The organism is Achromobacter sp. SIMBA_011 (genome assembly GCF_046535435.1).
Taxonomy (GTDB): domain Bacteria; phylum Pseudomonadota; class Gammaproteobacteria; order Burkholderiales; family Burkholderiaceae_B; genus Achromobacter; species Achromobacter dolens.
Window position 1 is genome coordinate 173,285 of sequence record NZ_JAWRWN010000009.1, and the last position, 25,844, is coordinate 199,128.

At 66.7% G+C, this 25,844-nt stretch carries 25 protein-coding genes and 3 tRNA genes; 21 read left to right on the forward strand and 7 right to left on the reverse strand.

What is annotated here, in order from left to right:
• Positions 1 to 22: 22 nt before the first annotated feature.
• Positions 23 to 466 (forward strand): GNAT family N-acetyltransferase, encoded by a 444-nt coding sequence (locus SB816_RS25120; RefSeq protein WP_410547684.1) that lies wholly within the window; start codon positions 23 to 25, stop codon positions 464 to 466.
• Positions 467 to 601: 135 nt separating this feature from the next.
• On the opposite strand, the gene SB816_RS25125 is transcribed toward SB816_RS25120, so the two are convergent.
• Positions 602 to 686: transfer RNA gene (locus SB816_RS25125), tRNA-Leu, on the reverse strand.
• Positions 687 to 878: 192 nt separating this feature from the next.
• On the opposite strand from SB816_RS25125, the gene SB816_RS25130 reads away from it, so the two are divergent.
• A complete protein-coding gene (locus SB816_RS25130) occupies positions 879 to 1,490 on the forward strand; it encodes a tRNA-uridine aminocarboxypropyltransferase (protein ID WP_269874608.1) in 612 nt (203 codons plus the stop codon).
• A 282-nt stretch (positions 1,491 to 1,772) separates the two neighbouring features.
• Here SB816_RS25130 and SB816_RS25135 read toward each other — a convergent pair.
• A tRNA-Leu gene (locus tag SB816_RS25135) sits at positions 1,773 to 1,857 on the reverse strand.
• 196 nt (positions 1,858 to 2,053) lie between these two features.
• Between SB816_RS25135 and rnr the strand changes: the two genes are divergently transcribed.
• The 12 genes from rnr to SB816_RS25195 all read left to right on the forward strand — a co-directional run bounded on the left by rnr (position 2,054) and on the right by SB816_RS25195 (position 14,696).
• Positions 2,054 to 4,519, forward strand: coding sequence for a ribonuclease R (gene rnr / locus SB816_RS25140; RefSeq protein WP_054501293.1), 2,466 nt, complete (start codon positions 2,054 to 2,056; stop codon positions 4,517 to 4,519).
• 88 nt (positions 4,520 to 4,607) lie between these two features.
• Positions 4,608 to 5,345 carry a 23S rRNA (guanosine(2251)-2'-O)-methyltransferase RlmB gene (rlmB, locus tag SB816_RS25145; RefSeq protein ID WP_410547685.1) on the forward strand — a complete coding sequence of 246 codons (738 nt, stop codon included), beginning with the start codon at positions 4,608 to 4,610 and terminating at the stop codon, positions 5,343 to 5,345.
• 42 nt (positions 5,346 to 5,387) lie between these two features.
• Entirely contained in the window at positions 5,388 to 6,632 is a 1,245-nt protein-coding gene (locus SB816_RS25150) for a cystathionine gamma-synthase family protein (RefSeq protein WP_054501292.1), read from the forward strand.
• A 53-nt stretch (positions 6,633 to 6,685) separates the two neighbouring features.
• Positions 6,686 to 7,366, forward strand: a complete 681-nt coding sequence (locus SB816_RS25155) for a Fe2+-dependent dioxygenase (protein ID WP_144658058.1) — start codon at positions 6,686 to 6,688, stop codon at positions 7,364 to 7,366.
• Between the two features lie 356 nt (positions 7,367 to 7,722).
• Complete coding sequence (locus SB816_RS25160) at positions 7,723 to 7,995, forward strand: HU family DNA-binding protein (RefSeq protein ID WP_003812968.1); 273 nt, start codon at positions 7,723 to 7,725, stop codon at positions 7,993 to 7,995.
• Positions 7,996 to 8,143: 148 nt separating this feature from the next.
• Positions 8,144 to 8,219: transfer RNA gene (locus SB816_RS25165), tRNA-Val, on the forward strand.
• A 365-nt stretch (positions 8,220 to 8,584) separates the two neighbouring features.
• Positions 8,585 to 9,382, forward strand: a complete 798-nt coding sequence (locus SB816_RS25170) for an energy transducer TonB (RefSeq protein ID WP_049072584.1) — start codon at positions 8,585 to 8,587, stop codon at positions 9,380 to 9,382.
• 1 nt (position 9,383) lies between these two features.
• Positions 9,384 to 10,364, forward strand: coding sequence for a MotA/TolQ/ExbB proton channel family protein (locus SB816_RS25175; protein ID WP_054501290.1), 981 nt, complete (start codon positions 9,384 to 9,386; stop codon positions 10,362 to 10,364).
• The gene (locus SB816_RS25180; protein ID WP_054501289.1) at positions 10,364 to 10,831 is read left to right on the forward strand and encodes an ExbD/TolR family protein; all 468 of its coding nucleotides are present in this window, start codon (positions 10,364 to 10,366) and stop codon (positions 10,829 to 10,831) included. The genes SB816_RS25175 and SB816_RS25180 overlap by 1 nt, the downstream gene beginning before the upstream one ends.
• 65 nt (positions 10,832 to 10,896) lie before the next feature.
• Positions 10,897 to 11,568 (forward strand): response regulator transcription factor, encoded by a 672-nt coding sequence (locus SB816_RS25185; protein ID WP_006218435.1) that lies wholly within the window; start codon positions 10,897 to 10,899, stop codon positions 11,566 to 11,568.
• 87 nt (positions 11,569 to 11,655) lie between these two features.
• A complete protein-coding gene (locus SB816_RS25190) occupies positions 11,656 to 12,771 on the forward strand; it encodes a sensor histidine kinase (RefSeq protein ID WP_395757518.1) in 1,116 nt (371 codons plus the stop codon).
• A complete protein-coding gene (locus SB816_RS25195) occupies positions 12,768 to 14,696 on the forward strand; it encodes a potassium transporter Kup (protein WP_064524117.1) in 1,929 nt (642 codons plus the stop codon). The genes SB816_RS25190 and SB816_RS25195 overlap by 4 nt, the downstream gene beginning before the upstream one ends.
• A gap of 186 nt (positions 14,697 to 14,882) precedes the next feature.
• Here the strand turns inward: SB816_RS25195 and argG are convergent, their stop codons facing one another.
• Together argG and SB816_RS25205 are read right to left on the reverse strand one after the other, a co-directional pair.
• A complete protein-coding gene (argG, locus tag SB816_RS25200; RefSeq protein WP_006388517.1) occupies positions 14,883 to 16,223 on the reverse strand; it encodes an argininosuccinate synthase in 1,341 nt (446 codons plus the stop codon).
• A 69-nt stretch (positions 16,224 to 16,292) separates the two neighbouring features.
• Positions 16,293 to 17,264, reverse strand: coding sequence for a LysR substrate-binding domain-containing protein (locus SB816_RS25205; RefSeq protein ID WP_054501287.1), 972 nt, complete (start codon positions 17,262 to 17,264; stop codon positions 16,293 to 16,295).
• 102 nt (positions 17,265 to 17,366) lie between these two features.
• Here SB816_RS25205 and SB816_RS25210 point away from each other — a divergent pair, with 102 nt between their 5' ends.
• From SB816_RS25210 to SB816_RS25230, 5 genes are read left to right on the forward strand one after another with little or no spacing between them, the layout of a single operon-like run.
• Complete coding sequence (locus SB816_RS25210; RefSeq protein ID WP_175142284.1) at positions 17,367 to 18,233, forward strand: amidohydrolase family protein; 867 nt, start codon at positions 17,367 to 17,369, stop codon at positions 18,231 to 18,233.
• A gap of 58 nt (positions 18,234 to 18,291) precedes the next feature.
• Positions 18,292 to 19,248, forward strand: coding sequence for a Bug family tripartite tricarboxylate transporter substrate binding protein (locus SB816_RS25215; RefSeq protein ID WP_269875040.1), 957 nt, complete (start codon positions 18,292 to 18,294; stop codon positions 19,246 to 19,248).
• A gap of 2 nt (positions 19,249 to 19,250) precedes the next feature.
• Positions 19,251 to 19,781 carry a carboxymuconolactone decarboxylase family protein gene (locus SB816_RS25220; RefSeq protein WP_269875041.1) on the forward strand — a complete coding sequence of 177 codons (531 nt, stop codon included), beginning with the start codon at positions 19,251 to 19,253 and terminating at the stop codon, positions 19,779 to 19,781.
• A gap of 12 nt (positions 19,782 to 19,793) precedes the next feature.
• On the forward strand, positions 19,794 to 20,357 hold the full coding sequence (locus tag SB816_RS25225; protein WP_116793241.1) for a DUF4286 family protein: 564 nt from the start codon (positions 19,794 to 19,796) through the stop codon (positions 20,355 to 20,357).
• A 23-nt stretch (positions 20,358 to 20,380) separates the two neighbouring features.
• Positions 20,381 to 21,268, forward strand: coding sequence for an alpha/beta fold hydrolase (locus SB816_RS25230; RefSeq protein ID WP_081273677.1), 888 nt, complete (start codon positions 20,381 to 20,383; stop codon positions 21,266 to 21,268).
• Between the two features lie 66 nt (positions 21,269 to 21,334).
• Here the strand turns inward: SB816_RS25230 and argF are convergent, their stop codons facing one another.
• The gene (gene argF / locus SB816_RS25235; RefSeq protein WP_026382721.1) at positions 21,335 to 22,276 is read right to left on the reverse strand and encodes an ornithine carbamoyltransferase; all 942 of its coding nucleotides are present in this window, start codon (positions 22,274 to 22,276) and stop codon (positions 21,335 to 21,337) included.
• Positions 22,277 to 22,332: 56 nt separating this feature from the next.
• Positions 22,333 to 23,514, reverse strand: a complete 1,182-nt coding sequence (locus SB816_RS25240) for an aspartate aminotransferase family protein (protein WP_144658056.1) — start codon at positions 23,512 to 23,514, stop codon at positions 22,333 to 22,335.
• A 148-nt stretch (positions 23,515 to 23,662) separates the two neighbouring features.
• Here SB816_RS25240 and SB816_RS25245 point away from each other — a divergent pair, with 148 nt between their 5' ends.
• Positions 23,663 to 23,953, forward strand: a complete 291-nt coding sequence (locus SB816_RS25245) for a DUF3579 domain-containing protein (RefSeq protein WP_006388526.1) — start codon at positions 23,663 to 23,665, stop codon at positions 23,951 to 23,953.
• A gap of 142 nt (positions 23,954 to 24,095) precedes the next feature.
• Here SB816_RS25245 and SB816_RS25250 read toward each other — a convergent pair whose 3' ends face one another.
• Positions 24,096 to 24,815 (reverse strand): GntR family transcriptional regulator, encoded by a 720-nt coding sequence (locus tag SB816_RS25250; RefSeq protein WP_054501281.1) that lies wholly within the window; start codon positions 24,813 to 24,815, stop codon positions 24,096 to 24,098.
• 248 nt (positions 24,816 to 25,063) lie between these two features.
• On the opposite strand from SB816_RS25250, the gene SB816_RS25255 reads away from it, so the two are divergent.
• Positions 25,064 to 25,807, forward strand: a complete 744-nt coding sequence (locus tag SB816_RS25255) for an aspartate/glutamate racemase family protein (RefSeq protein WP_410547686.1) — start codon at positions 25,064 to 25,066, stop codon at positions 25,805 to 25,807.
• The last annotated feature ends 37 nt before the right edge of the window (positions 25,808 to 25,844 follow it).

The following is a 25,844-nucleotide window of genomic DNA, read 5'->3' on the forward strand; positions in this document are numbered from 1 at the left end:
AGCAGTGGCGCGAGGGAAAAAAATGGCCAACCAACAAAAGCCGACGGTACGTATCACCCTGGGAACCTGGGATCGCCTGCGCGAGGACGCCTCGTCGGTCCGCTATGACGTTTTCGTGGTCGAGCAGAAGGTGCCGCCCGAGGTCGAGATGGACGACGACGACGCGGTTTCGGTGCATGCGGTGGCCTACGCCGCCGACGGCACGCCGCTGGGCACCGGCCGGCTGCTGCCCGACGGCCACATCGGCCGCATGGCCGTGCACAAGCGGGCGCGCGGCCTGGGCGTGGGCGGCCAGTTGCTCGACGCCCTGATCGGCCAGGGTCATGGCGATGGCCACCGCATGCTGGTGCTGCACGCGCAAACCCACGCCAAGGGCTTTTACGAGGCCCACGGTTTCCAGGTGGAAGGCGAGGAGTTCATGGAGGCCGGCATCGCGCACGTCGTCATGACGCGGATGCTGGCCTAGGCGCTTGCGAGCGAACGATCGGCCGGCTGTCCAGGCTGGCCTGATCATTCGGGCCGCAAAAGAAAAAACCCCGGACGCTTTCGCGAACGGGGTCTTTCTTGGCGCATCACGACAGGTACCTCGTGATGTAATAATTGGTGCCCAGGAGAGGACTCGAACCTCCACACCTTGCGGCACATGGACCTGAACCATGCGCGTCTACCAATTCCGCCACCTGGGCGCTGATGTCTTACCTTCCGCGTCGCTTTCCAGTTTGCATTCCATCTTTCGACTTCTTGCTACCGGCTGCGTTTCGTTTCGTGTTCAACAGCAGAGGAACGAGATTATGCATACTTTTTTGGAAGTGTGCAAGTCATGCAGCATTTTTTTCACTTTTTTTTCCATGCGGCCGGCTTCGCTATAGTGTCGCCCCATGTCACGCCCTGTTTGCCTGCGCTGTAAGCGCCCCGAATCCCATTGCCTTTGCGCCCTGATCCCGACGCTGACTCCGCGCACCCGCGTCGTGGTGTTGCAGCATCCGAGCGAGGCGCGCCATGCGCTGAACACGGCGCGGCTGGCGGTGCTGGGGCTGCAAGGCGCGCGGCGCCTGGTGGGCGAGCGCTTTCAATATGAGCAGTGGGCCGAGCCTGGGTATGCACCCTGCGTGCTGTTTCCCGGCGAGGGCGCGGAGGTATTGATTCCGGGGTGCGCCGCCGCGACGGGCGGGCCGGTGCAATTGATCGTGCCCGATGGCACCTGGACTCATGCGCGCAAGCTGCTGCACATCAATCCGCAACTGGCCGCGCTGCCGCGCGTGATGCTGCCGGCCGGCCTGACGTCGCGCTACCGGGTGCGGCACGCGGACATTCCGGGTGCGCTGTCCACCATCGAGGCGGTGACGCACGCACTCAATGCGCTGGAGGCGCCAGGTAATTTCGATGAGCTGCTGCGGCCGTTCGAGGCCTTGATCGATGGCCAGATCGCGGGGATGGGGGCGGACCTGTATGCGCGCCATCACCTGAACCGCAAGGTGCCTTGGCGCTGAAGGTTGTCCGATCGAGCAATACTGTCCCGGGGGGGGGCTAACGTTGGGGTGGGGGCATCACCATCCTTGTGATGGCCTTTGAATCTGGTCGCGGATGGGTCGGCACAGGGCAATTGATGCCGTGCAAAGCAGTTCACGCCAGACCATTCACGCAGCTCAAAGCAAAAACCCCGAAAATCTTGCGATTTCCGGGGTTTTCAACTTTTTTGCCAATGCTGTCTGTTTGATTTCACGGCGATGTTTTTTTCATCGCAAACCCAAACAGCCTCAGCTGAAATTCCGTGGTGCCCAGGAGAGGACTCGAACCTCCACACCTTGCGGCACATGGACCTGAACCATGCGCGTCTACCAATTCCGCCACCTGGGCACTGAGACATTCCAGTCAGAACTTTGTGATACGCTGCCACTTCGATTGCATGAGGTTTTTATTCCCATGTATTTAAAGCGCATGTATTCAAAGCGTAATTGCAAAATCACTCTACAATCCGTCTGACCATTTCTGCTTCAGTGTTCAGCCTTGGGCGAACCACAGAAGCTGCGCATTATATACGGAAAAATTAGCTTTGGCAAAACGATCGAATAACGAATCGAACAACAACAGATCCACTCCGTTGCCGGAAGCGCCGCCAGACTTCGATCCCGATGTCCCGTCCCGTGAAGCCATCCTGAAAGCGCTGCGATCCGCGGGGGCGCCGTTATCTCCGGTGGAGCTCGCCGAGCGCATGGGCGTGGAGCGTCCTGCGACGATGGTGGGATTCGAGCGCCGCCTGGGCGCGATGGAGCGCGATGGCCAATTGATGCCCAACCGCAAGGGCGTGCTGCTGCTGGCCACCAAGCTGGACTTCGTGGCGGGCAAGGTGCTGGGCCACCGCGACGGTTTCGGCTTCCTGCTGCGCGATGACGGCGGGCCGGACCTGTTCCTGTCGCCGCGCGAAATGCTCAAGGTGCTGCACGGCGACCGCGTGCTGGTCAAGCCGTCGGGCGAATACCGGGGCAAGCCGGAAGGCACCATCGTCGAGGTCATCGAGCGCCGCACCAACAAACTGGTGGGGCGCTTCCTGCACGAGCATGGCTTGTCCATCGTGGTGCCGGAAGACCAGCGCATCAAGCATGACATACTGATTCCGCCCAGCGACACCAACGGCGCCCAGCACGGGCAGGTGGTGTCGGTCGAGATCATGGAGCAGCCCACGCGCCATACGCAGCCGCTGGGCCGCGTGTCCGAGGTGCTGGGCGAGATCGACGATCCCGGCATGGAAATCGAGATCGCGGTGCGCAAGTTCGATGTGCCCGTCGAATTCTCCGAGGCCGCGCGCAAGCAGGCCGCCCGCCTGCCGGACGTGGTCCGCAAGGGCGACCTGAAAGACCGCGTCGACCTGCGCGACGTGCCCCTGATCACCATCGACGGCGAAGACGCGCGCGACTTCGACGACGCCGTCTATTGCGAGGCGGTCGAACTGGGCACGGGCCAGCGCAAGCGGCCGGGCTGGCGCCTGTTGGTGGCCATTGCCGACGTCAGCCACTACGTGCGTCCCGGCGACGCGCTGGACGATGACGCGCTCGAGCGCGGCACCAGTGTGTATTTCCCGCGCCGCGTCATTCCGATGCTGCCCGAGTCGCTGTCCAACGGCCTGTGCTCGCTGAATCCCGATGTCGATCGCCTGGTGCTGGTCTGCGACATGGTGATCCCGGCGTCGGGCGCCAAGGCCGGCACCGTTACGGCATACCAGTTCTACAACGCGGTGATGCACTCGCATGCCCGCACCACCTATACCAATATCTGGGCGGCGCTGCAGCAGCCCGGCGGCCCGGCGGCCCATGCCATGCGCGCCGTCATGCCGCAGGTGCAGAGCCTGTATGAACTGTTCCACCTGTTGTCGCAGAGCCGCAAGAAGCGCGGCGCGATCGATTTCGACACGGTCGAGACCAAGATCGTCTGCAACGAGTTGGGCCGCATCGAACAGATCGTGCCTTCGGTGCGCAACGATGCCCACAAGCTGATCGAAGAGTGCATGCTGGCCGCCAACACCTGCGCGGCCGATTTCATGACGCGCAGCAAGCATCCTGGCCTGTACCGCATCCACGAGGGCCCGACGCCCGAGCGCCTGCAATCGCTGCGCGAGTTCCTGCGCACGATGGGCCTGTCGCTGGGCGGGGGCGATACGCCCACGGCCAAGGACTACGGCGACTTCCTCGACTCCGTGCGCGGCCGTCCCGACTACCAGTTGCTGCAGACCATGTGCCTGCGCTCCATGCAGCAGGCCATCTATAGCCCGGACAACGTGGGCCACTTCGGCCTGGCCTATCCCGGCTACAGCCATTTCACCTCGCCGATCCGGCGCTATCCCGACCTGCTGACGCACCGGGTCATCAAGGCCTTGCTGGCCGGCCAGCGCTACGTGCCGAGCCTGGACGACCAGCCGGTCGTCATTGGCCGCACCCAGCGCGAGCACGAACACGCCATCTGGGAAAAGATGGGCCTTGTCCTGTCGGCCAGCGAACGCCGCGCCGATGAAGCCTCGCGCGACGTCGAGGCCTGGCTCAAGTGCTGGTTCGTCAAGGAGCGCGTGGGCGAGGACTTCAGCGGCACCGTCACCGGCGTGGCCAGCTTCGGCATCTTCGTCACGCTGGATACGCTGCACGTCGAAGGGTTGGTGCACGTGTCCGAGCTGGGCGGCGAATACTTCCAGTTCAACGATGCGCTGCACGAGTTGCGCGGCGAACGCACCGGCATGCGCTACCGCCTGACCGACAAGGTCCAGGTGCAGGTGTCGCGCGTCGACCTGGAGGCGCGCCGCATCGAGTTCCGCCTGGTGCAAGGCACCAGTTTCGACGCCCTGCGCAAGGCGTCCGCGCGTGGTCCGGACGAGGGTCCGCGCCGCGTCAAGAAGGCGGCGGCGCCCAAGCCGGCCGCGCTCAAGGGCCAGACCGCGAAGGAGCGGCGAGCCGAAGCCAAGAAGGCCGGCAAGCCGCCCAAGACCCCGCAACGCGCCGCGCCGGCCAAGAAGGCGGTGCGCAAGCGCCACTAAGGGGTAACATTGCGGCTATGGCCGGATACGTCCGGCGGCCCGCCCCCCTCTGGGGCGGGCATCCGTTTTTCTAAAGGTATTTGCATTTATGGCGTCGACCCAAGTCCTTGCCGGGTTTCACGCGGTTGTCGCGCGGCTGCGCCACGCGCCCGACTCGATCAAGGAAATCTACGTAGAAGCGTCGCGTCGCGACAAGCGCATGCAGACGTTCATCGAGCAGGTTGAGAAGGCGGGCTGCCGTCTGCATCCGGTCGCCATGGAGCGCCTCGATGGCCTGGCGCGCGGCACCCGCCACCAGGGCGTGGTGGCGCTGGCCGAAGAACGCCAGTTGGCGGTGGACGTGGATGAAGTGCTCGACGTGATCGAGGGGCCGCCGCTGCTGCTGATCCTGGACGGCGTGACCGATCCGCACAATCTGGGCGCCTGCCTGCGCACGGCGGACGCCGCCGGCGTGCATGCCGTGATCGCGCCGCGCGACCGCGCGGTGGGATTGAACAGCACGGTGCAGCGCGTGGCGTGTGGCGCGGCCGATACCGTGCCCTACCTGATGGTCACCAACCTGGCACGCACCATGCGCGGCCTGAAGGACCGTGGCGTGTGGCTGGTGGGCACCGACGACCAGGCGAGCGACAGCATGCACCAGATCGACGCGCGCCAGCCGATGGCCTGGGTCATGGGCGCCGAAGGCGAGGGCATGCGCCGCCTGACGCGGGAAACCTGCGATCAGCTCGTGAACATCCCGATGCTCGGATCGGTCGAGAGCCTGAACGTCAGCGTGGCCAGCGCCGTCTGCCTTTACGAAACCGTGCGCCAGCGTCGCGCCTGAACTGTCTTTTCCATCGCTATCTTCCTTCCCGCGCAGCCCATCATGCACCAGAACGGCTTTACCACCACGATCCTCCATTCCGACCGCCAGCAATCCGTCGAGCACGGAGCGGTGCACAAGCCCATGCATCCCTCGTCGGAGTTCGCCTACGCCGATGCGCGCGAGCTGGCCGCGGTGTTCCAGGGCAAGCCTGGTTTCACCTACGCTCGCCAGGGGACGCCGACCACCACGGCGCTGGAAGCGAAGATCAACCACATGGAAGCCGGCAAGGGCACGGTGAGCTTTGCCACCGGCATGGCCGCGCTGGCCGCCATTTTCACCACGCTGCTGCGCCGGGGCGACCATCTGGTGTCGAGCCAGTACGTGTTCGGCAACACCAACAGCCTGCTGGGCACGCTGCTGGAACTGGGCGTGGAGATCACTTTCGTGGATGCCACCGATTCGGCGCAGGTGCGCGCGGCGATCCAGCCCAACACCCGCATGGTGTTCACCGAGACCATCGCCAACCCCGGGACCCAGGTCGCGGACCTGGCGGTCATTGGCGAAATCTGCCGCGAGAAGGGGCTGGTCTACGTCGTGGACAACACGCTGACCTCGCCGTGGATGTTCCGGCCGTCGACGGTCGGCGCGTCGCTGGTCATGAACTCGCTGTCGAAGTACATCGGCGGCCATGGCAACGCGCTGGGCGGCGCGGTCACCGACACCGGCCTGTTCGACTGGGCAGGCTATTCGAACATCTACGACGCCTATCGCAAAGGCCCCTCCACCGGTTGGGGGCTGACCCAGATCAAGAAGAAGGGCCTGCGCGACATGGGCGGCACGCTCGCGGCCGAGCCCGCGCATCGCATCGCGGTGGGCGCCGAGACGCTGGCGCTGCGCATGGCCAAGCATTGCTCCAACGCGCTCGCGCTGGCGCGCTTCCTGGAAGAGCATCGCGGCGTGGCCAAGGTGCATTATCCGGGCCTGGCCAGCCATCCGCAGCATGCGCGCGCCGCGGCGCTGTTCGGCGCGCGCTTCGGCGGGCTGCTGGGCGTGGAGCTGGCCGACGGCGTGGACTGCTTCGATTTCCTGAACCGCCTGCGCATCGTGCTGATGGCCACGCACCTGGGCGACACGCGCAGCCTGGCGCTGCCCGCCGCGCACACCATCTACTACGAGATGGGCGCCGAGCGTCGCAAGCAGATGGGCATCGCCGATAGCCTGATCCGGGTGTCGGTGGGCATCGAGGATGAGACTGATCTGCTATTTGACTTCGATCAGGCGCTCAACGGCTGCCTGCAGGGATAATCGGGCGGGGCTTCGGCGCGGTGACGCGCCGGCCGTGACCTGCGCAGGAATCCATGCTCATACAGATCGCCGAAGTATTCACTCCCGACGAGGCGGCCGCCATCCGCCAGCGTCTCGATGCCGCCGAATGGGTGGATGGCAAGGTTACCGCGGGCTTCCAGTCTGCATCGGTCAAGCACAACCGCCAGTTGTCCGAGCAGCATCCGCTGGCGCAGGAACTCGGCAACCTGATCCTGCAGCGCCTGTCCGGCAACAACCTGTTCATGTCGGCGGCGCTGCCGCGCAAGATCTTCCCGCCGCTGTTCAACCGCTACGAGGGTGGCGAGGCCTTCGGTTATCACGTCGACAACGCCGTGCGCGGCATCGCCGGCACCGCCGAGCGGGTGCGCACCGACCTGTCGGCCACGCTGTTTTTTTCCGATCCCGATTCCTACGACGGCGGCGAGCTCGTCATCGACGACACCTACGGTCCGCGCACGGTGAAACTGCCCGCCGGCCACATGGTGCTGTATCCCGGCACCAGCCTGCACAAGGTCAACCCGGTGACGCGTGGCGCGCGCGTGAGCGCGTTCTTCTGGATGCAGAGCCTCGTGCGCGAGGACAGCCAGCGTGCCTTGCTGCTCGACATGGACGTCGCCATACAGCGTCTGAACCAGGACGCGGCCGGCCATCCCTCGATCGTGCAGCTCACCGGCATCTATCACAACCTGCTGCGCCGCTGGGCCGATGTGTGAGCGAATTTCGGGGCGTTGCGCCGGTGTCGCGCAAACCCCGAAATGCGCGTTTTTGTTTATTGCGAAAAGGCCTAAAAGCTAGTATTGGTGCGGCTTGACGTGAGGTTTTCGCTTGACAGCCGCTCTACGCCAAGGCCTAATACATGTCTGCGTCGCTGACGGTTCACGGGCTCGAAAGCCCTTGAAACCTAGGCGGCGCAGCAGTTTAAAAGTTGTGCTTTGCAGCGCAAGAAAAAGTTTATCCACTAGTCTGTTCGTCGTTTGTCGGGTCTACGCGCAAGTCGTGATGTCCAAGATGGCAGCCATGATGAACTGCACTCCCGGCAGACTCCATACCTTGTGAGGGGTACACCTGAATGAACAAAACCGAACTCATCGATCACATTGCCAGCAAGGCCGATATCTCCAAGGCTGCCGCCGGTCGTTCGCTTGACGCCCTGATTGGCGCCGTCAAGACCACCCTGAAGAAGGGCGGTACGGTCACCCTGGTGGGCTTCGGCACGTTTGCCGTGTCGGCTCGCGCCGCTCGCACCGGCCGCAATCCGCGCACGGGCGAAACCATCAAGATCAAGAAGGCCAAGGTGCCGAAGTTCCGTCCGGGCAAGGCCCTGAAGGACGCCGTCAACTAATTGACGGATCGGCGAATCGAGCGGGCACGGCCTGCGTTGATTTGCCGACAGGTACGCGGTCCGGTATACTCCGGCCCGCGTATTGCTTTTGAGTACCCCGGCTAGCGTTTTCTCCGCAGTTCGTTCGCGGCGAAACCATCATCAGGACGGGTGCTTAGCTCAGTTGGTAGAGCGGCGCCCTTACAAGGCGTAGGTCACAGGTTCGACCCCTGTAGCACCCACCATCAGCAAGCCAAAACAGAAACCCGCACACGGTAACGTGGCGGGTTTTTTGTTTGCGCGCTTCGGGTTCGTGTTTCGGCTTCGTGTTTCGTTCGCATGCCTGGGTTGCGGTATGGGTCGCGTGCATTGGGAACGCGCGTTGGCGGTGTGCGTTGGCGGCGCTGCATTGGCAGCGCGCGTTGGTGGCGTGTATTCCGGCGCGGGGTTGGCGCCGCATCAGGGTGTTACGCTATTGCAGACGAAATATGACGTGCGAATCATTCGCATTTAAGCTATGATCTTTGGCTTGTACCGGTCAGCCGGCGTGCGCTCGTTGCGCGCGTTTTTTCCTGGCTGGCCAGATAAGTTAATGCACCCTGGCTGATTCATGCCTAGCTTTCAACGTGGTTTGAACTCTTCACCGCCGTCTTCCCTTGGTATACGCATAGGCGCAGGCCTGGCGGTCGTTGCGCTACATGCCGCGGTGGTCTATGCCATTTACCTGGCGCCCGAGAACCGCCCTGAACTGGAGGAACCCGAGGCCATCATGGTCAGTGTGGTGGATGCGCCCACGCCGCAGATCGCCAAAGCCGAGCCCACGCCGGAAGTGCCGCAGCCGGTGACGGAACCGCCGCCCGAGCCGCAGCCCGAGATCGAGCCCGAAACCGAACCGGATCCCAAGGTGGAGCCGGAACCCGAGCCCGAACCCGAGCCGGTGGTCGAGAAGCCGCCGATGCCGGCCCCCAAGCCGAAGCCCAAACCCAAACCCAAGCCCCAGCCCAAGCAGGAAGTCAAACCCGAGCCCAAGCCAGAGACGCCGCCGGTGGAAACGCCGCCGGCCGGCGCCACGGAAGGCGCGCAGACCACCCAGGCCCCGCGCCAGGGTCCGCCGCCCGACCAGATCCTGCAGGAAACCCAGATCGAATACCTGGGCGCGCGACCGATGCCCAACTACCCGATGGCATCGCGCCGCATGCGGGAAGAGGGGCGGGTGGTGGTGCTGGTGGAAATCAATACCCAGGGGCTGGTCGAGCGGGCCACGATCGACGCGTCCTCGGGCTTCCCCAGGCTGGACGAGTCGGCACTGGCCGCCGCGCGCAAGGCCCGCATGAAACCCTATAGCCGCAATGGCGTGGCATATCCCGCCAAAGCAAAGATTCCGTTCGATTTCGTAATGAGGAACTGAGATGTCCAACGCAATGCACAGCGCCACCCTGGTGGCGCAGGCGGCCACCAGCCCGGCAGCGGCTCCGGCGGCCGCGGCACCCGCCGCCGCCGCGGCGCCCGCCGCCCAGCAAGCCGCGACCGCGGCTGGCGGCATCGTCCAGCAGGCCACCGGCGCCGTCCAGCAATCCGCGGATGCGCTGCACAGCGCCGCCGCGGCGCTGCCTGCGGTCGCCCCGGCGCCCGCGCCCGTCCCCGACATGGGCTTCCTGCACTTCGTCGCCCAGAGCGACTTCGTCGGCAAGAGCCTGTTCATCATCCTGATCCTGATGTCGCTGGTGACCTGGTACCTGATCCTGGTCAAGGTCGGCAGCAACATCAGCATGCGTCGCCGCTCGGTCGATTTCCTCAACAAGTTCTGGAACGCCAGCTCGCTGGAGCAGGTCGAGCACGAGATCACCACGCACGGCGCGCGCGATCCGTTCTCGCATCTGGCCAGCCACGCCATGCATGCCCAGGCGCACCACAACAAGTTCGGCGCCACCAAGCTGGAAGAGGCGGGTTCGAGCAGCGATTTCGTCACCCGCACCATGCGCAAGGTGATCGACGAGGAAACCGCGAAGCTCGAAAACGGCCTGACGGTGCTGGCCTCGGTGGGGTCGACGGCGCCGTTCGTCGGCCTGTTCGGCACGGTGTGGGGCGTGTACCATGCCCTGGTCGGCATCGGCCTGTCCGATGGCGTCACCATCAACCGCATCGCCGGTCCGGTGGGCGAGGCCCTGATCATGACCGGCCTGGGCCTGGCGGTCGCCATTCCGGCGGTGCTGGCCTACAACACCTTCGTGCGCAACAACCGCGTCTACCTGTCGCGCCTTGACGCCTTCGCGCACGACCTGTTCGCCTTCCTGACGACCGGCCAGCAAGTGGCGCTGTCGGACAGCAAGGTGCGCGCCCTGCGCCGCCAGCACGGTAACGGCGCCGCGGTCCAACGCGGGAGCGAATAATGGCTTTTGGCAGCTTCGAGGGCAAAGGGTCCGGCACCCATACGGTTTCCGAGATCAACATGGTGCCGCTGATCGACGTCATGCTGGTGCTGCTGGTGATCTTCATCATCACGGCGCCGCTGCTGGCGCATTCGATCAAGATCAACATGCCTCAGGTGGCCGCCGAGCAGATCGAGGAAGAACCCAAGACCGTGGACCTGGCCATCGATGCCGGGGGCGCGCTGTTCTGGGACGAAAAGCCGGTCAATATCGACGACCTGCCCAATCGCTTCAAGTCGATCGCCGGCACCAAGCCGCAACCCGAGATCCGCATCCGCGCCGACCAGAACACGCGCTACGAGACGCTGGCCAAGGTCATGGCCTCGGCTCGCCGCTCGGGGATGACACGCATCGGCTTCGTCACCACGCCGCCCTCGAGCGGGGCGGCGGCAGAGGCCCCGGGCACCCCGGCGCCATCCGCCCGTTGAACGATTCCCAACAACGGGGCGCATTTCGCGCCCCGTTTTTTCCGGGATCGCGCTAGAATCGCGGCATGCGAGTTCTGGTAATCGAAGACGACACCACCCTGGGCCACGCGCTCCAGGAATTCCTGGCCGACCAAGGTTATGCGGTCGACTGGCTGACCGAGGGCGACCGGGTTCTGGGCGCACTGGCCGGCCAGCCGTATGACCTGATGCTGCTCGACCTCAATCTGCCCGGCATGAGCGGCCTGGACGTGCTGCGCCAGTTGCGCCAGGATGGCAACCAGGTTCCGGTGCTTATCCTGACCGCCCGCGACGGCATCGAGGACCGCGTCGCCGGCCTGGATGCCGGCGCCGACGACTACGTCACCAAACCCTTCGAGCTGCCCGAACTGGCCGCCCGGGTGCGCGCCTTCGGCCGCCGGCGGGCCGGACAGGCGCAGCCGTTGATCGAGGTCGGTCCGCTGGTGTTCGACACCGTCGGCCGCGAGGTGCGGGCCAACGGCCAGCGCCTGTCGCTGTCGGTGCGCGAGCTGTCCGTGCTGGAAATGCTGATGGCGCGCGTCGGCCGCGTGGTCACCAAGCGCCAGATCGTCAATTCGCTGTCCGCCTGGGACGCCGACTTCAGCGAGAACGCAGTGGAAGTCTATGTGTACCGCCTGCGCAAGCGCCTGGAAGGCACGGGCGCCAGCATCCAGACGGTGCGTGGCTTCGGCTACATGCTGGATGTGGAAACGGCCTGACGGCCCGGCTGGCCGCCCGAAGCCGGTTGGCCCCGCCAGCCCGCGGCGGCCTGACTCCCCATCCGCCCACAGCGAGGGCACCGCGTCATGATGTCAGAACGCATTCCTTCCGCTCCGCCCGCCCCACGCCCCTTGCTCCCGTCCCGCTCGCTCGCGCGGCATCTGGTCATCCGGCTGATGCCGCCGATCCTGTTGCTGGTGCTGCTGGACCTGGCCGCCACCTGGGTCATCACCCACAAGATCGACATGTCGCTGTGGATGCTGGAGGATTTCTTCTGGCTGATGGTGGTGGGGCAGGTGATGCTGATCGGCCTGTTCACCTGGGTGGTGGTGCAGGGCGTGCGTTCCGGCCTGCGCTCGGTCAATCATCTGTCCGAGGAAATCCGCCAGCGTTCCATCGACGACATGCAGCCGCTGGAAGTGGCCGGCGTGCCGGTCGAGATCGAACCGCTGGTCACTCACACCAACGATCTGCTGCTGCGGCTGGATGCCTCGCTGGCGGCGCAGCGCCGCTTCATCGGCCACGCCGCGCACCAATTGCGCACGCCGCTGTCCGGCCTGCGGCTGGAATCCGAACTGATGCTGGCGCGGCCCTTGCCCGACGACGTGCGCGCGCGCGCCGAACGCATCAAGGCGGTCAGTGACCGCATGATCCGGCTGGGCCAGCAACTGCTGGTGCTGGCGCGCGCCGATCCCAATGCGCGGCCGCAGGATAGTTTCGTGCGTATCGACCTGTGCGAATGGGTGCGGGCGCATGGCGCCGAATGGTTCCCGCGAGTGCGCGAAGCGCGCTATGAACTGGACCTGGTGGCGCCGGACGCGCCGATCTGGATCGACGCCGATCCCTTGTTGCTGGCTGAACTGCTGGGCAACCTGATCGACAACGCGCTGCGCTACGGCAACGCCACCGGCAAGATCACCCTGATCGTCGGCGCCAATCCGCCGTCGCTGACGGTGGAGGACGACGGCCCCGGCATCCCCCCCGAAGAACGCGATCGCGTGTTCGAGGCGTTCTATCGTTCGCCGTCGGTCACGGCCGGCGGTTCGGGATTGGGCCTGGCGATCGTGCGCGAGATCGCGCACGCCCACGGCGCCTGGTGGAAGCTCACCAGCCGGCCCGATTTTTCCGGAACGCGGCTTTCCGTCGTGTTTCCCGGCCCTCGCAAGGGGGCTCAACTCACTCGGCAAGAACCCACATCATGAGCCAGGGCTCGGTCAGCGTTCCTTCTTCTTCCACCGGTGGGGCGCCCGCCGGCCACGCCCCGTCCTCCCGCGCCGCCCTCGTCCTGGGGGCGCTGGGCGTGGTGTACGGCGATATCGGCACCAGTCCGCTGTACACCCTGCGGGCCTGCCTGACCGGGCTGAGCGTGCACACCGACCTGGAGCCGGCCCACTTGCTGGGCGTGCTGTCCATCCTGTTCTGGATGCTGATGGTGGTGGTGTCGCTGAAATATGTGACGCTGATCCTGCGCGCCGACAACCGCGGCGAAGGCGGCACGCTAGCGCTACTGGAGCTGGCGGTGCGCAACCGGGACGGCAAGCTGCGCTGGATCCTGATCGTGCTGGGCATCTTCGGCGCGGCGCTGTTCTATGGCGACAGCATGATCACGCCGGCGATTTCAGTGCTGTCGGCGCTGGAAGGGATTGGCATCGTTTCGCATACGCTGGATGCGTGGGTGGTGCCGCTGGCGCTGGTGGTGCTGGTGGCGCTGTTCGCGATCCAGTCGCATGGCACGGGCGCCATGGGCAAGCTGTTCGGCCCGGTGATGCTGCTCTGGTTTGGCACGCTGGCCGCGCTGGGCGGCTGGCAGATCTGGCAGACGCCCGAGGTGCTGGCGGCGCTCAATCCGATGTGGGGCCTGCGTTTCATCGTCGAGTTCCCGTGGATCAGTTTCGTGCTGCTGGGCGCGGTGGTGCTGGCGCTGACGGGCGCCGAGGCCCTGTATGCCGATATGGGCCACTTCGGCCGCCCGGCCATCCGCAGCGCCTGGTTCAGCATGGTGCTGCCGGCGTTGACGCTGTGCTATTTCGGCCAGGGCGCGCTGCTGTTGCGCGATCCCGGCGCGATCCGCAATCCGTTCTTCATGATGGCGCCGGAATGGGGCCTGGCGCCGCTGGTGGCGCTGGCCACGGTGGCCACCATCGTGGCGTCACAGGCGGTGATCTCCGGCGCGTACTCGGTGACGCGCCAGGCGGTGCAACTGGGCTTCTGGCCGCGCATGCAGATCCTGCATACGTCGGCGGTGGAGAAGGGCCAGATCTATCTGCCGCAGGTCAATGCGCTGCTGTTGTGCGCGGTGCTGGTGCTGGTGCTGGTGTTCCGCAATTCGGACAACCTGGCGGCGGCCTACGGTTTCGCGGTGACGGGGACGATGCTGACGACCTCGGTGCTGGCGTTCGCGGTGCTGCCCCGCGGCACCACGGGCGCCAAGCGCATGCTGTGGTTCGTGGTGCTGGGCCTGTTGCTGCTGTTCGATGTGCTGCTGTTCTCGGCCAACGTGTTCAAGATCCATGAAGGCGGCTGGCTGCCGCTGGTGGTGGCGATCGTGGTGTTCACGCTGATGATGACGTGGCGCCGGGGCCGCCGGCTGCTCTCGGACATGCAGCAGCGCGATCGCCAGCCGCTCAAGGAGTTCATGGAGCAGTTGGAGGCCTATCCGCCGTCGCGGGTGCCGGGCACGGCGATTTTCATGACGATGAATTCGGGCAACGTGCCGCCGGCGCTGCTGCACAACCTCAAGCACAACAAGGTGCTGCATGACCATGTGCTGTTCCTGACGATCCGGGTAGCCGACGTGCCCTATGTGTCCGAGGACGAGCGCTTCACGGTGCAGAAGATGAGCGCGTCGAGCTGGGCGGCGACGATCAACTACGGTTTCAAGGAAGATCCGGATGTGCCGGAGGCGCTGCGGCTGGTGGCCGAGGCGTATCCGGAGCTGGATCTGGAGCCGATGCGCACGTCCTATTTCCTTTCGCGGCAGACGGTGGTGGCGGCCAGGAAGCCGGCGCTGTGGCGCTGGCGGCGGGCGGTGTTCTCGTTCATGGCGCGCAATTCGACGCGGAGCACGAAGTTTTTCAAGATTCCGGCGAATCGGGTCGTGGAGATGGGGATGCAGGTGGAGTTGTAGGCGTTGTTGGGCTGGGGCGGTTGTTGTTTGAGTTCTTGAGACGCCCGTTGGCGGCTGCTGGGGCGGGTGGTTTTCTTGGCGTGCTTGCCTACAGTTTGTTGGCAGGGGCGAGTATCTTGTGGTTGTTGCGTAATAAAAAAGCCCCTCGGTGTTGCCGAGGGGCTTTTTGTTGGGCGGGAAGAAGTATTACTTCTTCTTGGCCTCGTCCTTCAGTTGCGGCAGCGAGGTGCCGGAGGCGGAGAGCAGGCCGGTCTTCGTGTAGGTGAACAGCTTGGCGCGGGTGTCGACGATGTCGAGGTTGCGCATGGTCAGCTGGCCGATGCGGTCGGCGGGGGTGAAGGGGGCGTTCTCGACCTTTTCCATCGACAGGCGCTCGGGAGCGTAGGTCAGGTTGGGCGATTCGGTGTTGAGCAGCGAGTAGTCGTTGCCGCGGCGCAGTTCGATGGTGACTTCGCCTGTGATGGCGCGGGCGACCCAGCGCTGGGCGGTTTCGCGCAGCATGATGGCTTGCGGGTCGAACCAGCGGCCCTGGTACAGCAGGCGGCCGAGCTTGCGGCCGCTTTCGCGGTACTGCTCGATGGTGTCTTCGTTGTGGATGCCGGTGACCAGGCGCTCGTAGGCGATGAACAGCAGGGCCAGGCCCGGGGCTTCGTAGATGCCGCGGCTCTTGGCTTCGATGATGCGGTTTTCGATCTGGTCGCTCATGCCCAGGCCGTGGCGGCCGCCGATGCGGTTGGCTTCGAGCATCAGCTCGACCGGGTCGCTGTATTCCACGCCATTCAGGGCGACCGGCTGGCCTTCCTCGAAGCGGACGGTGACTTCCTCGGCCTTGACGGCGACGTCATCGCGCCAGAACGCCACGCCCATGATGGGCTTGACGATGCGGATGCCGGAGTTCAGGTGTTCCAGGTCCTTGGCTTCGTGGGTGGCGCCGAGCAGGTTGGAGTCGGTGGAGTAGGCCTTTTCCGCCGACATCTTGTAGTCGAAGCCGGCCTGGCGCATGTACTCGGACATTTCCGAGCGGCCGCCGAGCTGGTCGATGAACTGCTGGTCGAGCCAGGGCTTGTAGATCTTCAGGTCCGGGTTGGTCAGCAGGCCGTAGCGGTAGAAGCGCTCGATGTCGTTGCCCTTGAAGGTGCTGCCGTCGCCCCAGATGTTGACGTTGTCTTCCTTCATGGCGGCCACCAGCATGGTGCCGGTGACGGCGCGGCCGATGGGCGTGGTGTTGAAGTAGGTGATGCCGGCGGTCGAGATGTGGAAGGCGCCGGCCTGCAGGGCGGCGATGCCTTCGGCCACGAGCTGCGCGCGGCAGTCGATAAGGCGGGCGTTCTCGGCGCCGTAGGCCATGGCCTTGCGCGGGATCTCGTCGTAGTCGGATTCGTCGGGCTGGCCCAGGTTCGCGGTGTAGGCGTAGGGGATGGCGCCGTTGTTGCGCATCCAGAGCAGCGCGGCGCTGGTGTCGAGGCCGCCGGAAAAGGCGATGCCGACCTTCTGGCCGGTGGGAAGGTTCGGGAGGATAGTGGTCATTGTTTGAGGTGAGACGCCAACGGGACTTTGACAGCAACGAGCCGCCAAACAAGAAATCTGTCCGCCATTTTAACGCGTTTGGGCGGTCCGGGCGGGGGGCCGGGCAGGGGGGCGGCCGGCGCTCCGGGCGGAGGGGGCGGCGGGCTCGAACAGGGCCGCCAGGTTCAACTGGCGGATCAGCTCGCCGGTGGCCGTGGCCAGCCGGGTGGCGGGGCGGTGGCGGGCGCTGGCCAGCACCAGATTGTTGGTGATGCCGGGCGCGACGATTTCGCTGAGCGATAGCGCGTGTTCGGCCGCCGGCCCGCGCGCGGCCGAACGCGGCAGGATGGCGTAGGCGTCGCCCTGCGCCGCCAGTTCGACGATGGTCTGCACCGCATCGACCTCGGCCGCCACCTGCAGGCGCACGCCCTGGGCGCGGCAGATGCTCTCGACCAGGGTGCGGATGGCGTTGGGCAGGCTGGGCAGCACCAGCGGATAGGCGCCCAGCCCGGCCACCGCGACGCGCGCGGGCAGCGGCGGCTGATGGTTGGCCGCGGCCACCAGCACCAGGTTTTCCCGGAACAGCGATTCATAGCCCAGTTGCGGCGACGGCGCCGGGTCGTACAGCAGCGCCAGATCGACGCGGCCGGCCAGCAGCCATTCGCGCATCTGCGCGCTCAGGCCTTCGGCCACGGCGATCGAGGCGTCGGGAAAACGGCGGCGGAAAGCCTGCACCAGGGGCGGCGTGAGGACCCGCGCGATGCGTGGCGGCAAGCCCACCACCACTTTGCCCGTCGGCGTTTCGCGCAGGGTCTGCAGGTCCTGCTTGGCGCGGTCGGCCAGGGCCAGCAGGGCGCGGGCATGTTCCAGAAAGCGCAGGCCGGCCTCGGTCGGTTCGGCGCCGCGGCCGTTGCGGTAGAGCAGGTGCTGGCCCAGCTCCAGTTCCAGCAGGCGCACCTGGCGGCTCAGCGTCGGTTGGGCCACGTCGAGCATTTCGGCGGCGCGCGAGAAGCTGCGGCGCTCGGCGACGCGCACGAAGTATTCGATCTGCTTGAGGTCCATGGCGATTTGATATTTATATTTTCTATATCTGAAATCAAAGATATAGCATTGTTCGGCAGGCCGCAATCCGCGAGGATGACGTTTTCCCCGCTGGATTCCGCCGTGCCTGACTGCCGTCCTCCGCTTGCCACGCCTTCCCGTCCCCGCCACGCGCTGCCGGCCGGGGCCTGCGACACGCATTGCCACGTGTTCGGTCCGGCTGACCGGTTTCCCTATGCCGAAGGACGTTCCTACACGCCGCCCGACGCGCCCTACGCCAGGATGGCGGCGCTGCACGCGCACCTGGGCGTGCAGCGCGCGGTGGTGGTGCAGGCCAATTGCCATGGCGGCGACCACGCCGCCTTGCTCGACGCGCTGGCGCAAAGCCAGGGCCGCTATCGCGGCGTGGCGCTGCTGGGGGCGGACGCCACGCCGGCCAGCGTGCGCCGGTTGCATGATGGCGGCGTGCGCGGCGCGCGCTTCAATTTTGTGCCGCACCTGGGCGGCGCGCCCGATCCGGCCGTGTTCGACCACGTCATCGGGCTGATCGCGCCGTTGGGCTGGCACGTCTGCCTGCACCTGGACGGCGCCATGCTGCCCGAGCTGCTGCCGCGCCTGCGGGCGCTGCCGGTGCCGTTCGTGATCGACCACATGGGCCGCGTCAAGGCCGCCGACGGCGTGGACGCGCCGGCGTTCCGCGCGCTGCTGGACCTGGCGCGCGAGCCGCTCGCCTGGGTCAAGGTGTCCGGCATCGACCGCATCGCCTCGGGCAAGCGCCCCTTTGCCGAAGGCATTCCGTTCGTGCGCGCTCTGGTGGACGCGCTGCCCGAGCGTACGCTGTGGGGCACCGACTGGCCGCATCCGAACGTGGCGGGCGACATGCCCGACGACGGCGAGCTGGCCGACGCTTTTTTCCTGGCCTGCCCGGATGCGGAAACGCGCCGGCAGGTCCTGGTGGACAACCCGGCGCGTCTCTACGGCTTCCTGTAGCCGCGCCATCGCCCGATACCGGGCAACAAGAAAACACGATATCCCGAGGAGACAATCCATGTTCAAGAAATTCCTATTCGCCGGCCTGCTCGGCTTGGCCAGCCTGGCGCCCGCGGCGCATGCCGATGGCCCGGTGCGCCTGATCATTGCCTTCCCGCCGGGCGGCCCGGTGGACCTGGTCGGCCGGGTGCTGGCCGAACAACTGGGCAAGGAGCTCAAGCAGTCGGTCATCGTCGAGAACAAGGCGGGCGCCAACGGCAACATCGCCGCGGCCTACGTCGCCAAGGCGCCGGCCGATGGCTCGGTGCTGTTCCTGACCAGCGTCGGCGCGGTGTCCATCAGCCCGGCCCTGTACAAGGACCTGCCGTATGACCCGGTGCGCGATTTCGCGCCGGTCTCGCGCGTGGTCAACAACGCCACCGTGTTCGTGGTGAACCCGGCCAACCCGGCCACCGACGCGGCCGATTTCGTCAAGCGCTCGCAGGCGGCCTCGCAATCCGTGGCGATCGGCTCGTCGGGCATCGGCAGCATCCCGCACCTGACGCTGGAAATGTTCGCCGACGCCAGCAAGGCCAAGGTGCTGCACGTGCCCTACAAGGGCGCCGCGCCGGTGATCAACGACGTGCTGGGCAACCAGGTGAACGGCTTCTTCGGCGACGTGCCTGGCCTGATCGGCCACATCCAGAGCGGCAAGCTCAAGGCGCTGGGCATCGCCGCGCCGACCCGTCATCCGCTGCTGCCCGACGTCAAGACGCTGGCCGAGCAGGGCATCGCCGGCGTCGAATCGAACAACTGGTATGGCATCGTCGCGCCCGCCGCCACGCCGCTGGCCACGGTCGAGAAACTGAACCAGGCCCTGCGCGCCGCGCTTGGCAACGAGGCGGTGCGCGCCAAGCTGGAGAAGTTCGGCGCCCAGGCCGCGCCCAGCTCGCCGCAGGAACTGGCGGCGCTGATCGCGGCCGACCGCGAGAAGTGGGGTTCGCTGATTCAACGCAAGAACATCCGTCCGGAGTGAGCATGAGCGATTGTCGAGTCTCGCCGGTCGTGCCGGGCACGCGCCCGGCCCTGGCCGAAATGGAAGCGCGCATCGCGGCCGCGCGCGGCCGCATCTCGCCGCTGTACCAGGTACTGCTGAACAGCCCCGCCGTGGTGCAGGGCTGGGAGGCGATGTTGACCGCGATCCGCCTGAACACCTCACTGTCGCCACGGGTGCGCGAACTGATCATCCTGCGCGTGGCGACCCTGAACAACGCGCCGTACGAGTTCGACGCGCACGTGCCGCACGCGCTGGCGGCGGGCATGCCGCAGGCGGTGGTCGACCAGTTGCGCGGCGGCCCGCAAGCGGACGCGGTGCAGGGGCTGGCGGCGGGCGAGGCCGACGTGCTGGCCCTGACCGACGCCATGACCCGCGACATCGAGGTGCCGGACGCGCTGTTCGCGCCGCTGCGTTCGCGCTACAACGACCAGGAGCTGGTCGAACTGGCCGCGACGGTAGCCGCCTACAACATGGTGTCGCGCTTACTGGTGGCGCTGCGCGTCGGGCACTGATAGGAGCTTTGCATGGACAAGACGGTATTGCTGGTGTCGCTGGGCGAGCGTTTCGACGCGGCGCGCGCGGCCGACATGGCGCAACGCCTGACCGAGGGCCTGGACGGCGTGCGGCTGCGCGCTTTCGCCGCGGTCGAGGAGGACGAGACCTATGTATATGTCGACGGCGACGCCGGTCGCCAGCCGGAAGTGCAGGCGCGCCTGGCCGAACTGTTCCCCGGGGCGCAGGCGCGCGTGCTGCACCTGACCCTGGACCTGGCCGGCGCTTCGGCCGGCTCGGATGCGCCCTGGCACTACATCGTCGAGACCGACGTGCTGCCCGAGGCCGAGGCGGACCTGAATGCCTGGTACGACCAGGAACACCTGCCAGGGCTGGCCTCGGTGCCCGGCACCGTGCGCGCGCAGCGCTATGAATGCCGCGACCAGGGGCCGCGCTACCTGGCCTGCTATGACCTGGAGACGCGCGAGACCTTCGGCAGCCCGCCGTGGCTGGCGGTGCGCGCCACTGACTGGAGCAGCCGGGTGCGGCCGTCGTTCCGCAACACGCGCCGCACCATGTTCCAGAAGATTCTTTGACACAGAAGAACGAGGAGACAACGATGAGCAAGCGATGGGCGAGGGTTGTGCTGTGGGGCGCGTTGAGCGCGGCCGGGCTGTCGCTGGCCGCGCAGGCCGCGCCGACGCCTGCCGCGGCAGCGGCGGCCGACAAGGTCGAGCGGGTCACGGTGCTGCCGGGCAACGGCGCCCGCATCGAAGTGCTGGTGCAGGGCCAGGGCCCGGCCCTGGTGCTGTTGCCGTCGCGCGGCCGTGGCCAGGAGGATTTCGACGACCTGGCGGCGCGGCTGGCGCAGGCCGGTTACCGCGTGCTGCGGCCCGAGCCGCGCGGCATCGGCGGCAGCAGCGGACCGATGAAGGACATCACGCTGCATGACTTCGGCAACGACATGGCGGCGGTGATCCGCGATGTCGCCAAGCAGCCGGTGGTGATGATCGGGCACGCGTTCGGCAACTGGGTGGCGCGCACCACGGGCGTGGACCATCCCGACCTGGTGCGCGGCGTGGTGATCGTGGCGGCGGCGGCCAAGAAATATCCCGCCGGCCTGAGCGAGCACGTCGACCGCAGCGCCGACCTGTCGCTGCCCGACGCCGAGCGCCTCAAGTCCATCCAGTACGCGTTCTTCGCGCCGGGCCATGACGCCAGCGTCTGGCTCAACGGCTGGTACCCCCAGGTCAGCGAAAGCCAGCGCCTGGCCGGCAAGGCCACGCGCCAGTCGGACTGGTGGTCCGGCGGCAGCAAGCCGCTGCTCGATCTGCAGGCGGGCGCCGACCTGTTCAAGCCGGAATCGACCCGCAACGAGATCCGCGACGAATTCGGCGAGCGCGTGTCGGTGGTGGTGATCCCGGGCGCCGGCCACGCGCTGGTGCCGGAAGCGCCGCAGGCGGTGGTCGACGCCATCGTGCGCTGGGAAAAGTCGCTCAAGCCCTGAATGCCGTGCCTGGCGCGGACAAAAAAAAGCAGCCCCACGAGGCTGCTTTTTTCATGGGCGCGCCGCTTACTTGAGCTGGCCCAGCAGCAGGAACTCCATCAGCGCCTTCTGCACGTGCAGGCGGTTCTCGGCCTCATCCCAGACCACGCTCTGCGGGCCGTCGATGACTTCGCCGGTGACTTCCTCGCCGCGATGGGCGGGCAGGCAGTGCATGAACACGGCCTGGGGATCGGCGGCGGCCATCATCTCGGCGTCCACGCACCAGTCGGCGAAGGCGGCGCGGCGCTCTTCGTTCTCGGCCTCGTAGCCCATGCTGGTCCAGACGTCGGTGGTGACCAGGTGCGCCCCCTGGCAGGCCTGCATCGGGTCCTTGAACTGGCGCAGCACCTTGTCGGACGGCGAACCGATGCGGGCGGCTTCGAGCTCGTAGCCGGCCGGGGTCGACACGTGCAGCGTGAAGCCCAGCATCTCGGCGGCCTGCAGCCAGGTGTAGGCCATGTTGTTGGCGTCGCCGACCCACGCGACCGTCTTGCCGGCGATGGGGCCGCGGTGCTCGATGTAGGTGAAGATGTCCGCCAGGATCTGGCAGGGGTGGAATTCGTTGGTCAAGCCGTTGATCACGGGCACGCGCGAGTGCGAGGCGAAGCGCTCGATGCGGGTCTGCTCGAACGTGCGGATCATGACGATGTCGACCATGCGCGAGATGACGCGCGCGGTGTCCTCGATGGGCTCGGAGCGGCCCAGTTGGGAATCGTTGGAGGTCAGGTTGATGACCGAGCCGCCCATCTGGTACATGCCGGCCTCGAACGAGACGCGGGTACGGGTGCTGGCTTTTTCGAACACCATCGCCAGCGTGCGGTCGTGCAGCGGCATGTGGGGTTCGTAACGCTTGAATTTTTCCTTGATCAGCCGCGCGCGGTCCAGCACGTAGGCGATCTCGGCGGACGAGAAGTCCTTGAACTGCAGAAAGTGCCGCAAGGGGCCGTTTTGAGTCGTGGGAGGAGTCATGGTGATGTCGCAGGTCATTGGGCCCGGACGGGCTCGTGGCCCGGGCGGGAGGTTGATTATGGATGTTCGGCCAGGAACTGTCGAATCAGCGGCGCCAGGATGTCTACGATCCGGTCGGCTTCGGCGCGCGACAGGACCAGGGGCGGCAGCAGGCGGATGACGCGGTCGCGGGTGACGTTGATCAACAGGCCCGCTTCCAGGGCGCGCAGCGCCAGCACGCCACAGGGACGGGCCAGCTCGATGCCCAGCATCAGGCCGCGCCCGCGCACATCCGCCACGCCGGGCAGGCCGGCCAGTTCCTGCGCCAGCCGCGCCTTCAGGTGGCCGCCGACGCTGTGCGCGTTGTCCAGCAGGTTTTCCGATTCCAGCGCGTCCAGCACCGCCAGGCCGGCCGCGCAGACCAGCGGGCCGCCGCCGAAGGTGGTGCCGTGGCTGCCGGGGGTGAACACGCCCGCCGCGGGGCCGGCGGCCAGCATCGCGCCGATCGGCACGCCGCCGGCCAGGCCCTTGGCCAGGGTCATGACGTCCGGCACGATGTCGGCCCACTGGTGGGCGAACCATTTGCCGGTGCGGCCGATGCCCGACTGGACCTCGTCGATCATCAGCAGCCAGCCGCGCTCGGTGCACAGTTGTCGTACCTCTCGCAGGAAGGCGGCATCGGAGGGACGGATGCCGCCTTCGCCCTGCAGGGCTTCGAGCAGCACGGCGGCCACGCGCGGCTCGGCGTCGCCGGCGGCGCGGATCGCGGCGGCGTCGTTGTACGGCACCTGGATGAAGCCGGAGGGCAGGGGCTCGAAGCCCTTGCGCGCCTTGTCGCTGCCGGTGGCCGCCAGCGTGGCCAGGGTGCGCCCGTGCCAGGACGAATCCATGGTGATGATGTGGGCGTGGCTGTTGCCGCGCTGATAGGCGTAGTAGCGCGCCAGCTTGATGGCGGCCTCGTTGGCCTCGGAGCCGCTGTTGTTGAAGACCACGTCGCGCATGCCGGACAACGCCGCCAGGCGCGCGGCCAGCTCGGTCTGCTGCGGGACTTCGTAGATATTGGAGGTGTGGATGACGCGCGCGGCCTGCTCGCTGATGGCCGCGACCAGCCGGGGATGGGCGTGGCCCAGACAGGAGACGCCGATGCCCGCCAGCGCGTCCAGGTACTTGCGGCCCTGCGCGTCCCACAGCCAGACCCCCTGGCCGTGCGTGAACGAGACCGGCAGCCGGGCGTAGATATTGGCCAGAGGCGAGGTCATGACGGGTCCTCCTGGGCATTTTTTCCCTGGGCGGAGCGCCTTTCGGGACAGGGCAAAGGATCAATCATATACAATTCGCGGCGCGGGGCGCATGTTTGATCACGCCGAAGATCCGGCCCAGTGAAGGGCGTCCCGTAGTGAAGAATCCATGGCAACTCGCGTCAGACAATTCGTAATTCATGGCGTTACCGAAAGCGGTAGCCGCTTTCGCCCCAGCGATTGGGCGGAACGGCTCGCCGGCGTAATGGCACAGTTCCGGCCCGCCGGCTGTGCGGGTAACCACCTCACCTATTCGCCCTACGTGCTTCCCGTCGTGATCGACGGCGTGCGCGGCATCGTGGTCGACCAGCGCTTGCGCGATCTCGAACCGCTGGCGTACAAGTTCGTGGTGGATTTCGCCCGCGACAACCACCTCAAGACGGAAGAACGCGAAATCTAGGCTTGCCGAAACCACAAAGCGCCCGAACCGGGCGCTTTTCCATTTCAGGCTTGCCACGTCAGGCCACGCCCCATTCGCCGGGGGCGGGTCGTCTCCTACCCGCGCGCCGCGCCCGCCCGCGGGCCGCCGCGCCGCGGTCCCCCTAGGTGCCGTAGCGGTCGAGGATCTTGCGGATGTCGCGCACGCCCGCGCCGTCCGGACTGAGCAGCGCGCGCGCCGTGACCGACTCCAGATGATGTCCCAGCAGGTGCAGCACGTGCTTTTCGTCGCGCGCACGCAGGCCGGCGACGATTTCGCGGTGCTCGCTGACCGCGCATTCGCTCGAATGCGGCCGGCCGTAAAGCGCCAGGATCAACGAGCAGCGCGACACGATCTCGTTGACGTAGCGGGCGTAGACCGCATTGCCCGATAGTTCCGCCATCAGGATGTGGAATTCGCCGGACAGGCGGATCGACTCGTTGACGCTGTTGCGCGCGCGCGCGGCTTCTTCCTGCGCCACGTGCTGTTCCAGCCGCGCCAAGCCGGCCTCGGTGACGTGCTGCACCAGCCGGCGCGCCACGTCGCGTTCGAGGCAGCGGCGCGCCTCGAAGATGTCGTGGGCTTCTTCCAGGCTGGGGCGCGCCACCGCCGCGCCGCGATTGGGACGCAGGTCGACCAGCCCCTCGCTGAACAGGCGCGTCAGCACGCCGCGCACGATGGTGCGGCTGACGCCGAAACGCTCGCCGATGACGTCCTCGGGCAATTTGTCGCCCGGCAGCAAGGCCTGCTCGATGATCGCCTGCCGCAAGTTTTTGTATACGATTTCCGTGCGGTTTACGTCTTTCCGTGCGGGCTCCGCCGCGTCGGCAATGGGGGCCGTCATCTGGTGTGGATCTCCGATGCGTACGCGTTCCGGTGGGGGGAATCTGCCGGCGGAACCGCGCCGGTGCGCACTTTTCTAAGTGTGAAACAGCATACACCATCAGCCGCTAAGGGTTAGCGATAGCTTGAAGCGGCAGACCAATGGCGTACATTGTCGGCATAAATCGTATACAAACATTTATACAAAATTCAGGAATCCGTGGGTTTTGTAAGGGTGGATTTGTATACAAACCATCAGGGGTCCGATTCATGTCCGCAGCACCCGCCGTCCTTCCCGACCGCCTGGCCGTCACGCCCAGCCGCCTGCTGGTGATCAATGGCAACACCACCGCCGACCTGACCGCCAGCCTCGCCGAGCAGGCGCGCGCCTTTTTTGGCGACGCGGCCTGGGTGCATGCCGTGACGGTGCCGTTCGGGCCCGCCTATATCGCCAGCCGGGCGCAGGCCGCGGTGTCGGCCCACGCCGTCTGCGAAACCGCCGAGCGCGAGGCCACCCAGGCCGAGGCCGCTGGCGAGCCATTCGACGCCTGCCTGCTGGCCTGTTTCGGCGAACCCGGCATCGGCGCGGTGCGCGAGCGCCTGCGCATGCCGGTGGCCGGCATGGCCGAGGCCGCCATCCTGACCGCCTTGCAGCGCGGCGACCGCTACGCCATCGTGACCGTCGGCCGGCTGTGGCCGGGCATGCTGCGCGAGCAGATCCGCCAGCTCGGGCTGGAGTCGCGCTGCGCCGGCCTGCTGGCGCTGCCGGGCAATGCGCTCGACTACGTCACGCGCTCGCCCGCGACCATCGCCGCCGTGGGCCAGGCGCTGGACGACGCGGTCGCCCAGGGCGCCGACGTGGTCATCGTGGCCGGCGCCGCGCTGGCGGGTTTCCTGCCCAGCCTGCCGCGCCTGCCCGCCGTGCCCGTGATCGATTCCTATCGCGCCGCCCTGTCGCAGGTGCTGGCGCTGGCCACGCTCGAGCGCGCCCAGCGCCAGACCGCCGGCCACTGATTACCGCCGCCGGCCGTCCGCGCCGGCCTCCAGACGT